Annotated in this window: 10 protein-coding genes; 5 read left to right on the forward strand and 5 right to left on the reverse strand. The window is 50.9% G+C overall.

Going from position 1 to position 14282, the window contains the following annotated elements; genetic code table 11:
- Window positions 1-259 precede the first annotated feature (259 nt).
- The gene (locus ACG2E4_RS09810) at window positions 260-1741 is read right to left on the reverse strand and encodes a histidine kinase dimerization/phosphoacceptor domain -containing protein (protein WP_395276424.1); all 1482 of its coding nucleotides are present in this window, start codon (window positions 1739-1741) and stop codon (window positions 260-262) included.
- A 1025-nt stretch (window positions 1742-2766) separates the two neighbouring features.
- On the opposite strand from ACG2E4_RS09810, the gene ACG2E4_RS09815 reads away from it, so the two are divergent.
- Complete coding sequence (locus tag ACG2E4_RS09815; RefSeq protein ID WP_395276425.1) at window positions 2767-3438, forward strand: LuxR C-terminal-related transcriptional regulator; 672 nt, start codon at window positions 2767-2769, stop codon at window positions 3436-3438.
- 30 nt (window positions 3439-3468) lie between these two features.
- Window positions 3469-4167 (forward strand): DUF4149 domain-containing protein, encoded by a 699-nt coding sequence (locus ACG2E4_RS09820; protein ID WP_395276426.1) that lies wholly within the window; start codon window positions 3469-3471, stop codon window positions 4165-4167.
- A gap of 102 nt (window positions 4168-4269) precedes the next feature.
- Here ACG2E4_RS09820 and ACG2E4_RS09825 read toward each other — a convergent pair whose 3' ends face one another.
- From ACG2E4_RS09825 to nirK, 3 genes are all read right to left on the reverse strand, one after another.
- Complete coding sequence (locus tag ACG2E4_RS09825) at window positions 4270-4932, reverse strand: SCO family protein (protein ID WP_395276427.1); 663 nt, start codon at window positions 4930-4932, stop codon at window positions 4270-4272.
- Window positions 4933-4944: 12 nt separating this feature from the next.
- Complete coding sequence (locus ACG2E4_RS09830; protein WP_395276428.1) at window positions 4945-5733, reverse strand: formylglycine-generating enzyme family protein; 789 nt, start codon at window positions 5731-5733, stop codon at window positions 4945-4947.
- Between the two features lie 124 nt (window positions 5734-5857).
- Window positions 5858-7300 carry a copper-containing nitrite reductase gene (gene nirK / locus ACG2E4_RS09835; protein WP_395261286.1) on the reverse strand — a complete coding sequence of 481 codons (1443 nt, stop codon included), beginning with the start codon at window positions 7298-7300 and terminating at the stop codon, window positions 5858-5860.
- Between the two features lie 474 nt (window positions 7301-7774).
- Here nirK and ACG2E4_RS09840 point away from each other — a divergent pair, with 474 nt between their 5' ends.
- The 3 genes from ACG2E4_RS09840 to ACG2E4_RS09850 are packed head-to-tail and all read left to right on the forward strand — an operon-like array spanning window position 7775 to window position 12537.
- Window positions 7775-9850, forward strand: a complete 2076-nt coding sequence (locus ACG2E4_RS09840) for a multiheme c-type cytochrome (RefSeq protein ID WP_395276429.1) — start codon at window positions 7775-7777, stop codon at window positions 9848-9850.
- Between the two features lie 12 nt (window positions 9851-9862).
- The gene (locus tag ACG2E4_RS09845; protein WP_395276430.1) at window positions 9863-11671 is read left to right on the forward strand and encodes a CRTAC1 family protein; all 1809 of its coding nucleotides are present in this window, start codon (window positions 9863-9865) and stop codon (window positions 11669-11671) included.
- Between the two features lie 8 nt (window positions 11672-11679).
- The gene (locus ACG2E4_RS09850) at window positions 11680-12537 is read left to right on the forward strand and encodes a tetratricopeptide repeat protein (RefSeq protein ID WP_395276431.1); all 858 of its coding nucleotides are present in this window, start codon (window positions 11680-11682) and stop codon (window positions 12535-12537) included.
- 213 nt (window positions 12538-12750) lie between these two features.
- On the opposite strand, the gene ACG2E4_RS09855 is transcribed toward ACG2E4_RS09850, so the two are convergent.
- Entirely contained in the window at window positions 12751-14016 is a 1266-nt protein-coding gene (locus ACG2E4_RS09855) for a serpin family protein (RefSeq protein ID WP_395276432.1), read from the reverse strand.
- Window positions 14017-14282 lie beyond the last annotated feature (266 nt).

The following is a 14282-nucleotide window of genomic DNA, read 5'->3' on the forward strand; positions in this document are numbered from 1 at the left end:
GGTCTCTATTAGTCTATTCTTACTCACCGGGAACGGTTGCCGCCGTTGAAAACCCCGTTTTTATTTAAGTGGTTTAACGGGATGGGGACATTCATTTTCTGTTGACTGACATAATTTAGCCAATAACCAATTCCTAATAACCGATAACTGCTTTTTGACAGTGATTTTGGTCGTTGTTGTTTATACAAAACGAACACCTCGTCCACGGGAAAAAGCTGCCATTTTTTTGAAAAATTCTGCCATATGCGGGACACTTGGGCTATGCCTGGCCATTGATGGGAATCTCAAACAAAAAGTGGGCGCCGTTGCGGTTCTCGATCTGCATGCGGGCGCGCAGCTGACTCTTGAAGGTTTCCACCAGCATCAGACCGAGTGAAGATTCCATTTTCTCGCGAAAATCCGCGGGCAGTCCGTCGCCATTATCAGCAATCGACAGCCGGTAGACGTCCTCCCCTTTCTTAAGCTTCACTTCCAGCACGCCCTGCTCTCCGGTAAATGCATGTTTAAATGAATTTACCACAAGCTCATTGACAAGCAGTCCGCAGGGAATCGCCCGGTCGATATCCAGGTGAACCTCGTCAATGTCGAACCGGAGCTCAACGTCAGAATTAGGTCCGACAAACATGGATCTCAGGCTTTCGACCAGTTCCTCGATATACGTTTGCATCCCGATATCTGTTACCGTGCTGGTGCGGTACAGCTTGTCGTGCACCAGCGCCATCGACTGGATCCTCGACTGGCTGTCGCGCAACACTTGTTGAGTCTCCTCATTCTTTGAACTGTCCATTTGCAACTCTATCAGCCCGGAGATAATTGCCAGGTTGTTCTTCACCCGGTGGTGAATCTCCTTGAGCAGCAGTTCCTTCTCCTCCAGCGACTGCTGAATTTCGCGCGTCTTGCTTTTGACGCGCGACCTCAATGACACAATCCACCCCACTCCCAGTACTGTAACAACCAGTCCGATAATACCCAATGTAAAAAGCGTGTATTGTGTAAGGCCTACGGTCTCCAAATCCCCGGGGTCCCGCAAGAAGATGTTGTAGCCCTCCCCTTCCACCTTGCCGGGATTATACAGGCTCACGATTCCCGCCACCCGCACCCGGTCGCCACTGGCCAGCGATTCGGTATCAAATTGAGAATAGAGGCTGTGAAAATTGGATACGTAGAGCTGTACGGAACGTGCTACACTGTCGGACGGGGTTACCACCAGGTATTTCCCGTTGTATTGTGATCCCTTTCCCGTAACCGTAGCGGTACCTCCCACCAGCATTCCCTCGTAGGTCTCCAAATTTCTCAGGGCCCTGCTCATTGGAACAGGCCCCGGTAACGGGGATTGAGGCTCAAAGACCTCATATTCCAGCACCTTTACTTCAGTCATCCCGAAATACTGTTGCACCACCCCTGTTACGACCAGGCTGTCTCCCCGGGCGATCGGCTGGTCAAACGACCGGGCAAACAGAGAGAGTCCCGTTGAATCGTCCTGAATAAAGATCTGCAAATACACCTCATGCAGCAGACCGGTTTCGATACTGGCTAGACCGGATACCGTGACCGTATCTCCCAGCATATCAGGCGTTCCATCTCCATCGCGGTCAGCTTTGACCTGGTGCAACGGCGTGAACTGGTCTCCAAGAGCCGATTGGGCTGACGCAGACCCCGTACACCAGATTCCCACGAACAGGACGGTCAGTATTGCAAAACCGATATTTCGGCAAGAACTGTGATAATTCCTTGTTTTCATGCTTAACGTCTGCTGGGGTTAATAGGTTGCCAAATTGCACCGGCTTGGGTTAAGGAATTGCAAACAGGGCTGTTCATTTGATGAATTAACCGGATTATTTGTCCCCGGACAACACTCCTGGTTTTTCAAAGCCCTCGAATTCAAGCTTAAACTGTTGATATTATTTCATATCAACATTACCTGTAGCTCAAATTTCAGTACTGTTGCGAACGGCTGTGAAATTTGGCTGCACACTTCATCAAACGGGGACATGATGGGCTTATGAAAAAACCAGTTGCCCGTGGCATATTTCAACAGCCACTGCAAATGTACCATCTTTTCTATCCCGGCGGAGTTTGTTTAATACCGATGAGATAGGTGGCTGCCGTATCCGGGCCCGGATTATTCACAAAATCCGACTACAAATCCTGGTAATCTACTGCAAACAGGCTTAATTAATGGTCTTACATAAAATTTTATTAAGTTTAAAGAGGACGTTTTGCAACGTCCCCTGTTTCTGTACCGTTTTCATTGCGAGCATGTAAAGAATCTCCAATCAGGGTCTTGCGGCTGGAGAGATCGTCATTCCATCGTAGTGACAGCAGATTTTGCAAACGTCAGCTAAAAATACTAAATACAATCAGTTAACGATTAAATTTCCCATCACAAAAAGTAGGTTAATCCCGAAAGAATTAAAAACCCTTTTCTGAAATCCCATTAACCAGAAAAGAAAATAGGCTTTTCTACCTACGCCGAAAAAATAGGTGTTTTACGTGTTTCAATTGTGTTGCTATTTGAAGAATATAGCGGTGCATTTAATTTATTGTTAAACTTTTTGTCAGCTACGGTAGAAAGGCTTTCGTTGTCATCTTTTCACCTCAGTTGTGGTACAACGCATCATTCTTATCAAGATGAAAAAGGGTTGACCTGCACCCCGTTGCGCGTTACTTGACGACCGACTTCACCAGGGTTTACTCCTGGAGGGCGTGATATGCTACTCATCGTTGTGAAAAGTTGTACTGGCGTCAGATTTAGAATCATAATTTTTGGACAGCTTGGTTGAATATTCCAATATGGACAAGAGTAATATTTTAGTCGTTAATTTCCACAAACTCGTCAGGGATGGTATTATATCCATGCTTGAAGCGACCAACACCTTCAACGTTTTTGAGGCCCAGCGGAAATCCAGCATTCACCAGGTTTGTCAAGAACAGAAAATTGATATCGTCATCTATGACGTGCAGATTTCCAATATTGACAGCTTGTACCTGACAAGAGAGCTCAAGGGTAATTACCCGGATATTGAGATCCTCACTCTCTTTACGACGGTAGACAAGGAGACCATCAAAAAGCTGCACAGCGAAGGAGTATCCGGCTACCTGCTGAAAGACTCCGGGCGTGATGAGCTGCTTGAGGCGATCGACACCCTGCTGGAGGGCTCCATGTACTTCAGCGACAAGATTACGCTGACTGCCATACAGATACTGGACGGTAATTCGCAAGCAGATGGCAGCAGCTCAAACTCTCACCCGCTGACGGATCGCGAGCTGCAGGTACTCGACCTGATCGTAAATGAATTTACAAATCCGGAGATCGCCGAAAAGCTTTCCATCAGTGTCCGAACGGTCGATGCCCATCGAAGAAACCTGCTGCAAAAAACAGGCGTCCGCAATACGGCCGGCCTGGTGCGGTACGCACTAAAAAACAAACTGGTGTGAGCTGCACAGTACAGGAACAGTATACCGAAATTGCCCATTTTTTATGCAGCTGACGGTAATCTTGTAGTCTTATCTTCTTCATTTGGTGAATTTGAGGATTTTTTGTTGCTTCGGGTATGCTCGCTCGACCAACAAGCTTTGGGAAACCGCCTGGCTCATATACCGAGTTCAAATTGCATTGCGAACCTTCATCCGGGCAACGTCCTGAAAAGCAATAACATTCTTACAATTCACCATATGTACTACCTGTCGGTTTATCTTCACATCCTGTCTGCTGTATTTTGGATCGGTGGAATGTTATTCACCATTGCCGTTCTGGTACCGGCATCGAGAGACCGATTGCTGGTAGAAAAGAGAGGAGCTTTTTTTAAGCTGATTGGAGAAAAATTCAGCCGGATTTCCTGGATTTTATTCCTTGTCCTGATAATCACCGGCATCACCAACCTGACCAGCCGGGGCATTCCCGTGAACAGCCTGCTCGACTCTGCCTTCTGGCAAGGACCATTTGGTTCCAGGTTGTTTATTAAGCTGCATCTTTTTGCCGCGGTACTGGTTTTAAGCGGAATTCACGATTTCTACGCCGGTCCGAAGGCCGCCCGGTTGATGGATAAAGATGAATCTGCCTCAAAAACCCACTTGTTCAGAAAGATAACTTCCTGGATCGGCAGGATAAATTTTGTATTGGGGCTGGTAATCCTCTATTACGCCATTCGCCTGACGAGGGGCTAGTGTAGTTATCGGTTAATTGGTATAGTCGTTATTAGCCTGCCATTATTTTCTGCATTTACCACCTTGTCATATCTGTTTTTCGTAAAAATCTGCTTCTCCATATTAACCGGAAACATGTTGCCCGATAATCTTAACAATTTTGCCAGGCTGATCCTGTAGCTTTTCTCGCTGGTGGACGATCTCCCCTTCTCTGTTTAAAACCGTAATCATATTGGAATGGGTAAAATCCGTTTCGCTGATACGTTTGTATTTTACCCCCAGCAGTGCCGCTATTTCCAATACATCCCCCTGATTCCCGTTCAGCAGGGTCCACTCATCGTCAGAAAGATCATTTTCAATCGCAAATTCAGTGAGTCGGCCTGGCGTATCCCGTTCGGGATCGATGGAGATAATAGTGAAATTGGTTGCGGACCGGGCTTCTGCCGGCAATTGATCCCGGATTCGTTTCATATCCGCCAGTATACGGGGGCAGGCATGCTCGCAATGGGTATACACCATAGCAACAACCTGCACCCTGCCACGGAGAGTTCTCAATTCCACGGAATCACCGTGGCGGTTCTGCCACAGGCTGCTCACGTTATAAATCGATTCGTCCGTGGGCTCCCCCGAATCCATCTCCATATTTGTATGGGCTGCATGTTCCCCGTTTGACCTATTCATCTCATCCGGTGGAGAGTGCCGGGGGGCGGTGTCCTCTCCCCCCGTGCAACTCCCAAAGATAACAGCGATACTCAACAGAATGACAGTTATGATATGGTACTTCATAGTTAAATTAATTTATTCTTTGTCCCGGGCGCATCGAAATCCCAGGTTGCCTACCGCGAAGTCGGCTTCCAGGCTACCCCGAAAGGCGTAGCGCAAAAAAGCGGCGTAATTTGCCTTGTCGGAATCGGCAGCCGCAGAACTTCCCGCAGCGCAGTAAAACTGTTTCAGCTCTCCTTCATCAGCGCGGGATTCTCCGGTAATAAACACCGTATTAAAATCCTGCACCCATTCCCAAATCAGCCCGTGCATATCATGCACACCGTGGTAATTGGACTGTCTCTCCCCTACAGCAGGCATTTGATCAGGGTTGGGGCGACTGTACCAGTCCAGGATTTTACTTACAAAGGCTTTATCCCGACTTGCCAGCGGTTTTACAGCACTGGCTGAAGCCACATACTCCCACTCGTCCAGGGTGGGAAGCCGCGTCCCTTTCCATCGCGCGTACGCACGTGCCGCGAACCAGGAAACATTCGTCACCGGGCTATCAGCGTGCACGTTTCGCCCGAGTTCAAGATCCGTCGCCCAGTGGCGGAGATAGTTATCGCCGGCAAACACACTTTTTACCCGTGAACGCCGCCATTTCTCATTCTCTTTCACAAATTCCAGGAATTCGGCGTTGGTTACCGGGTGGATATCGATATAAAAAGGGTCAACGGTTACACTGTCGCCGGTAGAGCTGTAAAACGGCATAAAGGTATCCTGTTCAACAGCAACCATCCCCTCCGGCTGTGCGGGGGCCGACTGATACAGTAGTCCCCACAGGAAAACTGCCAATATAAACAAGGAGTAAATTTTCATCATCTAGCTATTTAAGGATTTTGGAAACTATACCTCGTTAGCAACCAAACGGATTCAACAGAGCTTCCGCTCATTTGCCGAACATTTAAAAAAGCCACCCTTGCGCATGCAACGTGTTCCTTAAAAATTATTCCACCGGACCCTCGGTGCGAACGCGTTCCACATCCTGCGGGGTGACCCGGCCTCCATCGTTGTCAAAGCTGTTGAGTATATAGGTGATGACGTTGGCAACCTCCTCATTCGTCAGGTTTTGCCGGGGCATGATTCCGTTATAAGTCTCCCCGTTAACCGTAATTTCACCGGAAAGCCCGTGCACCACCGCGCTGATCCCGCGATCCGGATTCTCATTCAGGTAGTCCGAGTCGGCTACCGGGGGAAAAGCGCCTTCAATACCTGAACCATCCTGCATATGGCACGATTGACAAACAGAGGCATACACCTCCCGGCCGTATTCAATCTGCTGCTCAATTGTTTCAGCTACGGGAATCGTCCGCTCTTCTACCGGAATTTCCTGGGTAGCTCCCCCCTCCGGCTGGTACACCTGTTCCAGCTGTTGACCGGTAAATACGTTTTCATCTTCTTCGCCCGAGACCGCCAGCGTTGCGAGCGCTCCCTTGTTAAACGCACGGAAAATGGCGTGATCTACCAGGATATAATCTCCGGGCACTTCCGTCTCAAATTCAACAATCGCCGATCCCCCGGCCGGGATAGAGGTCGTTTGCACATTTTCCTGGATTCGGTCACCGCCTTCGTAATGGACCTTGTCCAGGATCTCCCCGATAACATGGAACGAAGAGGTCAGGTTTGGTCCGCCGTTTCCGACAAATAGCCGCACCTTGTCACCGCGCTCCGAGGTGATTGCATTTGAACCGGTCATCGCCCCTACAGCACCGTTAAAGACCACATATTCCGGATCCTCACTGATCGCCCGGTCCATATCAAACGGCTGCAGGCCGCGTTCTCCATAATCCCCTTCGGTATAGAACTCACTCTGCATCACGTAGTACTCTTTATCCACTTCCGACAGTCCCTCGGCCGGTTCAATCAGGATGAGCCCGTACATGCCGTTGGCGATATGCATGCCCACCGGCGCCGTTGCGCAGTGATACACATAGAGGCCGGGATTCAGCGCCCTGAATGTAAATACGGTTTCCCGCCCCGGGGCTGTAAACGTTGACTCGGCGCCCCCACCCGGACCGTTAACCGAATGCAGGTCAATATTATGGGGGAGCTTGTTATCGGGGTGGTTTTGGAGGTGGAATTCAATCATATCCCCCTCACGGGCCCGGATAAACTTGCCCGGTACCGACCCTCCGAAGGTCCACATGGTATAGGTGACGCCATCGGCAAGACGCATCTCCTCTTCGGTCACCTCCATATTGACAATCAATTTTGTGGCATGATCACGCTCAATCGGAGGGGGAACATCGGGCGGCAGTGTCAGCTCGGCGACTTCTTCACCGACAATCTCCGCTGTTTCCGGATCAAAATCGTTATCTGAAGAGCAACCGATAACTAATCCGGCTACTATTAGTAGGCAACAACTCTGCAATATTGTTCTGTGAAGCATGACCATCCCCGTTTTATTTATGGTTTAATAAAATGCCTTGTAACATCCTGTCTGTCACCGGTATCCCAACCTCCAGTTTCGTGAAAACTGTTTCCCAGGACTCTGACCAGGAAATCATTACCTCCGCACAGTATGACAGGTGGGCTTGAAAACTTTTGGAAGTGAAAGGCGTACGTTATGATATCCCTTCTGAATATATAGCATCTCAATCCTCCTTTGACAATATTATGAAAAACTCGGGATTATGAAACGCTGTTTTGCAATTTGGACTCTGTATAAAAAACAAGCACACCTGACCCCTGTCCGATAAAAATTTCGATATTCAGGGATTAAATCTTATTGATACCATCCCACTCCCCTTTTTCGCTGATATAACTAAGCTTGTCGCCAGCCCAAAATACAGTTGAAAATATGGGTAAATCTGATTATCTATAAAAGACAAAATAGTCTTAATACTAATTAAGTTCAGCGGGAATGACAACTGGGGATACCTCTGCCAACGGCCAAAAATGGACCCGTCCATTGCTCATTACGGTTGCCGGGTTTCTTTTATTTGAAATGATAACCGGCCTTATAATCTATTTTTTGCCGTTCGGCATCCCCGCACAGGTGTCTATCATTATTCATACCGCGATCGGTATTGCCTTTTCAGTTCCCTACCTGGTCTACCAGGTGCAGCACTGGCGGGCCTACCGGCACCGGCCGATGAATGAAATTAAGTTGACTGGCTATATTTCAATGGCATCGGCCCTGGCAGCTATCATTTCGGGGTTGGTGATAACCTGGCAGGCGCTGTTTTCAACCGCCGTAAGCACGGCCTGGGACAAAATCCATATCCTGGCCACGTTTATGCTGCTGGCCTCGGTATTGCCACACGTGGGATTAATTTTGATCCGGGACTACAGGGCGCGGAAAAACCCGCAAATGAAATCCAGGATTCGATCCGAAAAAGCGTTCGGCATCAACAGCCTGCTGGCAGTGACAGCCCAGTTTGGTCTCGTGTTCCTTTTTACCTACGCTTTTGAACCCGTACAGCTGAACAACGAACTGCCGGAAGATTATCACCACCTGAACGAAAGCAAAAATCGGCCGTTTGCTCCCAGCCTGGCCACTACTACCGGTGAAGGTATCGACGATCGGCTGCTGGGCGGATCCGAATCGTGCACCACTTCCGGCTGCCACAGCGAGATTGGGAAAGAGTGGGAAGCCAGCGCACATCGCTACGCGGCGGAAGATCCCATCTTCCGGGCGATCCAAAAAACGATGGGGGAACAGAAAGGGCCGATTTCAACACGCTATTGCGGGGGATGCCACGACCCGATCTCCCTGTTTTCGGGTACCAAAAACCTGTTCAGCGACAGCCTCACAAATAACGTTGGTCTACAAGAAGGGATTTCCTGCGTATCATGCCATGCCGTAAAAGAAGTGGACGTGTCGGGCAATGCCGACTATACCATCGCACCGCCCGAACGCTACATGTTTGAACTGAACGACGGCAAGGCAGCCAAGGCGATCAGTGACTTTTTGATACGGGCCTATCCCAAGAAACATGTAGAGTCCTACCAGCGTCCCCTCCTGAAAACGCCGGAATTCTGCGGAAGTTGTCACAAGCAATATATCGACGAAGAAATAAACAACGTGGGATGGGTGCAGCTGCAGAACCAGTATGACAACTGGCGAAAGAGTCGCTGGAATCATCCCAAACAGCCGATGAAAACGGTGGAATGCCGCGAATGCCACATGCCGCTCGTTGCTTCCAGCGATCCGGCCAGCGGGGATCCCCTGGATTATAATCGCTCAGAAGATGACGGCACACATCGCAGCCATCGCTTCCTGGGGGCCAACCAGATGGTGCCCGGCATGCTGGACCTGCCCGGAGCCAAAGAGCACCAGGAGCTGACGGAGCAGTGGCTGCGCGGGGAGTTCGAAATCCCCGAAATCGACGACAAGTGGGTTTCCGGTCCCTCGGTTCCCATCGAGGTTATGGCCCCCTCCCGTATTGCTCCCGACGCCGACCTGGAATTCAACGTTACGATCACCAACAACAAGGCGGGCCACAACTTTCCCACTGGGCCGCTTGACATGATCCAGGCCTGGCTCCAGGTAGTTGTGACCGACGAGGAAAGGAACCCAGTCTACACGTCCGGCATGCTGGATGAAAACCACTTTATAGAACCCGGTGCCTTTATTTTTAAAGCGGAGCCGGTGGACCAGTACGGCAACGTTATCGACCAGCACAACCTGTGGGAGATGGTGGGCGTCCGCTACAGCCGCGCAATCTACCCGGGCCACTCGGATAATGCACAGTACACCATATCGCTACCGGATTCCGCGGGGGCGCGGCGTTCTGTAGCCCTGAAGGTGAACTCAGACCGGGTTGCCGGGGTGACTTCTCTCCATATCACGGCACGCCTGCAGTACCGCAAGATAAACCAGTACCTGATGAACCTGATTTTCGAAGACCACGAGAAGCAGCCCACCGCCCCCATTACCACCTTGTCGGCTGACAGCACGACCGTGCATGTCACAGCACCCCTTTCAACCCGTTAACCCTTCAACGCCATGTCCAGACGCCAAAGAAATATTGTAATGGCCTCGCTGTTCATTACGGCCGTTTTCCTGCTCTCTGCGTGGTTTCTCTGGGAGAATGACCCCACCCCGCAGCGATACATCCCGGGCGAGCAGGTGGAAGGCGTAACCACCCGCCTGGATCGCAGGGTGCCCGACGACTACCGGCCGGTTACGTTCCGGGATGCCACCCGGGAGTCGGGGATCGATTTTTCCCATTTTAACCATGAACGCACCTCGCAGCTGGCGGAGGATATGGGATCGGGCGTGGCCTGGTTTGATTATAATAACGACGGGTGGGAAGACCTGTTTCTCGTAAACTATGCAGAACCATTTACCGGGGAACCGGTCTCGGATCTTGCCCCCGGCAATCGCTGCAAACTGTACAAAAATAATGGAGACGGCACTTTTTCGGACGTCAGTCGGCAGTCCGGGCTGGACCTGGCGATCCGCGGTATGGGTGCGGCTCCCGCCGACTTTGACAATGACGGCTGGACCGACCTGTTCGTAACGGCCTACGGGCAAAACCGGTTGATGAAAAATAACGGCGACGGAACCTTTTCCGATATCACCGGCCGGGCCGGGCTCAGTGACTCCGAACAATTCTGGGCCGGTGCATCATGGGGTGACTACAACCGCGACGGGCACCTGGATCTTTATGTCACCGGCTATGTTGATTATGAATACCTGAACCTGCCCGCCGACAAGCTGGCAGCCGAGGAACCGCCCAGTATCAATCCGTCCACGTTTGAGCCGGTGGGCAACCGGCTGTACCGAAATAACGGAGACGGCACTTTTTCCGACGTGTCGCTCCAGGCGGGGGTGACTAACGAGGCCGGCCGGAGCCTTTCTGCCTCGTGGGTGGACCTGAACCAAGACCTGTGGCCCGACCTGTATGTAGCCAACGACGTTTCGGACAATGTGCTCTATCTTAACAATGCCGACGGAACCTTTACCAATGTAAGTCACCGTGCGCACGTGGCAGATTACCGGGGCGCCATGGGGCTGGCCAGCGGCGACTGGGATAACGACGGGGACGCCGACCTGTTTATCACGCACTGGCTGGCCCAGGAAAACGCCCTTTATACCAACCGCTGGAGAGATACGCTGCAAGCCGGCAGCGGAGCCGGGCGCACCCTTCGGTTTACGGACGATTCGGCCAATCACGGGCTGGGACATTCGTCCCTGGACTTCGTGGGCTGGGCCACCTCGTTTCTCGATTTTGACCTGGACGGCCGCCTGGATCTTTACGTGGTAAACGGCAGCACCACCCAGTACCCGGGCAATCCCGAGCGACTGAAGCCGATGCCGGATCAGCTCTTCTGGAATGCAGGGCGAAACCGGGGCTTTTATGATGTGTCGTCGCAGAGTGGTCCCTACTTCTCCAAAAAATTTGTGGGCCGCGGGGGCGCCGTATCGGATTACGACCGCGATGGAGACCCGGACCTTTTTATCCTGAATCACAACGATCAGGGGATTCTGTTGCAGAACAGTGCAGCGCGCGATCGAAACTGGCTGGCCGTAACACTGGAAGGCACATATAGCAATCGATCGGCCATCGGAGCACACCTGCGGCTGGTCAGTGGAACCATGGTGCAGGTACGGCAGGTAGGATCACAAAGCTCCTATCTCTCCTTTAACAGCCTGAAACAATATTTCGGGCTTGGCACCCGTCAACGGGTGGATACCCTCTCCATCCGGTGGCCCAGCGGCAAAACCGATACTTTCCATAACCTTGAACCCAACCAATTCCTCAACATCACTGAAGGTCATCCGGAAATTTCTGCCGTATCTCTAAAATGAATTCCCCTATGAAAAAAACCTGGTCCATCATCTTTTCGACATTGGGCATCGCCTTTTTGGTAATTACCCTCTTTAAGCACGTCCCGGAATCCAAACCGACGTTCCGGGAAGAAGCGGCCAGCCAGGAGAGCAATAGGAATAATGAGCAGGTGGTTGAATTCTGGGAGCTGTACAACAAGGCTACGGACCTACGTATTGCCGGGAATTATCAAAAAGCGGCCAAATACTACCGCGGCGCCCTGCAAAAAGATCGGGAACATCTAAATACCATCTATTACCTAGGAAGCATGGAACTGGCCCTGGACCATTTTGAGAAGGCGGAAAAACGGTGGCATTCGCTGATTGATCAAAATCCCGCAAGTGCACGCGGTCACGTGCAGCTGGGAACAATCTACAGCTGCCGCCGGCCGGACAATTCACTTTTTGACCTGACAAAAGCGGCCCGTCATTTTGAAAAAGCGTCCAGCCTGAATCGCGAGATTACCGGTCCCCTGCTGCAGCTGGCTAAAATTAATATTTTAAACCAGAGGTATGCCGAAGCGGAACAACGGCTGCAAGAAGTGACTCAAAGCAATTTCCGGAGCCTTGAAGGATTTTTCCTGCGGGGCTACCTTGCCTGGAAAGCGGGAAATACCGCGGATGCACAACGTCATCTTGATCAAAGCCTGTCAATAGCCGAAGGCAGCGAAAAATTTGCCAACGTCGGGGAAGGGACGACCAATTCCGGAGAAGACCCGATGTTTGACGAAACCGGCCGCTGTGCACTCTTTTCGTCTGAAATCCATTCACTCTTAACTACCAATCGAAGTCGTTCTATAACTGAACGCTACCGACAGTTTGAGGATAAACTGGATGCATATAATTAGCCCGGATTGATCCACTCATCTGCCTTCAAAATCCAGCATCCAGATCAGGATGGGGCATTCCTCACCCGCGTAGCATGTAATGGAAGGCTTAACGAAGGCGTTATGAATTCATTCAATCAGATCGGCTTACTCCGGTATGGTATTTTCAGTCGGGTGACGGCGAACCTGGAGTTACAAGGAACCGCACGGCAAAAAGAGCATAATCCGCCTCACTTATCCGGAAGTGGGATCGCTCATGGTACCGGCAAACAGGATCGTCTGCGATTCAACTTCACGAATCACGTAGAAAAAGGGGCGGTTAAACCGAACGGTCGTCGTTTGGGGCACGCTGGTAATCCCAATGCCCACGGATGTGGCAGCAGCCGCTTCGGTTCCCTCCTCGTCGACACGAATAAATGTCTTGTGGCGCGTTTCGCTGATATGGAGATCATCACTTTCGGGATTTATTCCGCTAAAATCGGATTCCAGCGGATCAAAGGCATCGGTAATGCCCATATCCCGGAGCACGTCCCTGAATGCGTCGATCTCGTATTCCATCTCAAATTTGGGCAGTTCGAGGTTGAGCGTGGTTTCACTGAAACCTTCGGTTACCTCCTGCCACCTGTTCCAGTCCAGATTGCCGATCCAATCTTCCAGTTTCATCGATTCATCCGGCAGTACCAGGGTCATCGCAAATCCGGCATCGCCGTAGTACAAATTAACCGCCTCGTAGTTATCGCCCTTTTTGTAGAGCATGCCGTCCTGCTGCTCCATTTGCATCATCTCCGACTCCACGCTGGATTCACCGGAGCGGTAGAAAGGCTGTTGACGGGTGTTTTCCGGGTCAAAAGGATAAGTCCAGTTGCCCTTAAAATATATAGCATTAGCCAGGTACATCACGGTGAGCGGGTCGATTGGACCCTGTACAATGTTGTTGATCAGTCCCCCGGTTTTGTCATCCACCCAACTGTTGATTCGACTTACTGTTTCAGGATCCGCGAAATCAGCCGCTTCAATGGTTGCATCGTAGTAGAGCTGGTTGGTCTCCAGGAACTCATCTTCCACGGAAAACGTATCCCGGTACCATATTGCATTGGCGATCTCAAAACGCACGTTGTCATCGAACTGTACCAGCAGGTCCATCAGCTCCCGGGCCGACTGGTTGACCTCTTCCCGGCTCATCCCGCCCATCCCGAATGTCTCCCGCATCTGCGTATAGGTTTTGGATCCGGCTCCGTTCATGGTCATTCCGTAGGCCATCAGGATACTCAGGGGAGAAACGAGGTGATTGCCATTCGGATCCTTGTCCACCAAGCGCCTCACCAAATCGAAACCGAATCTTCCTCCCCCGCTTACCAATTCAGTCTCCTGCTGCGTCAGCGCGCGTGGGAGGTCCCGACGCTCGAACTGGTTCGGTTGTGGTTCTGCTGTGTTGAAGGCATTACAACCTATAACAACAAAGCAGGCAAAAAATGTGGCCAAAAATTGATTGATACGCATTCCCGTTGGGAGTCTTGTGCTGTTTGATTTACGTCGGTGCGGCTTTCGGGTTACCCAACCTGTGATATTGGTTGTACTGTTTATACACTTTACCAAAACGGGATAACTACCGCTTTATTTAGCCTGCATTTCTCACCAAGAAATTGGTTCGTATGCAAGGCGAAGTGGTAATCGCAAGCGAAACGTATATTGATACGTTGAGTGCGCGATTACCATCTTTAACGTAGCAGACAGGACAATTTCCTAGCCCGCTACAAACTGTTATA

It is taken from the genome of Halalkalibaculum sp. DA384 (assembly GCF_043951955.1).
GTDB lineage: Bacteria > Bacteroidota > Rhodothermia > Balneolales > Balneolaceae > JAMQKA01.

What these genes read in the sequence shown, in the direction of transcription:
- ACG2E4_RS09840 (WP_395276429.1), top strand. Translation starts at nt 7,775, where the DNA reads ATGACAACTGGGGATACCTCTGCCAACGGCCAAAAATGGACCCGTCCA.
- ACG2E4_RS09830 (WP_395276428.1), bottom strand. Translation starts at nt 5,733, where the DNA reads ATGATGAAAATTTACTCCTTGTTTATATTGGCAGTTTTCCTGTGGGGA.
- ACG2E4_RS09855 (WP_395276432.1), bottom strand. Translation starts at nt 14,016, where the DNA reads ATGCGTATCAATCAATTTTTGGCCACATTTTTTGCCTGCTTTGTTGTT.
- ACG2E4_RS09845 (WP_395276430.1), top strand. Translation starts at nt 9,863, where the DNA reads ATGTCCAGACGCCAAAGAAATATTGTAATGGCCTCGCTGTTCATTACG.
- ACG2E4_RS09825 (WP_395276427.1), bottom strand. Translation starts at nt 4,932, where the DNA reads ATGAAGTACCATATCATAACTGTCATTCTGTTGAGTATCGCTGTTATC.
- nirK (WP_395261286.1), bottom strand. Translation starts at nt 7,300, where the DNA reads ATGCTTCACAGAACAATATTGCAGAGTTGTTGCCTACTAATAGTAGCC.
- ACG2E4_RS09850 (WP_395276431.1), top strand. Translation starts at nt 11,680, where the DNA reads ATGAAAAAAACCTGGTCCATCATCTTTTCGACATTGGGCATCGCCTTT.
- ACG2E4_RS09810 (WP_395276424.1), bottom strand. Translation starts at nt 1,741, where the DNA reads ATGAAAACAAGGAATTATCACAGTTCTTGCCGAAATATCGGTTTTGCA.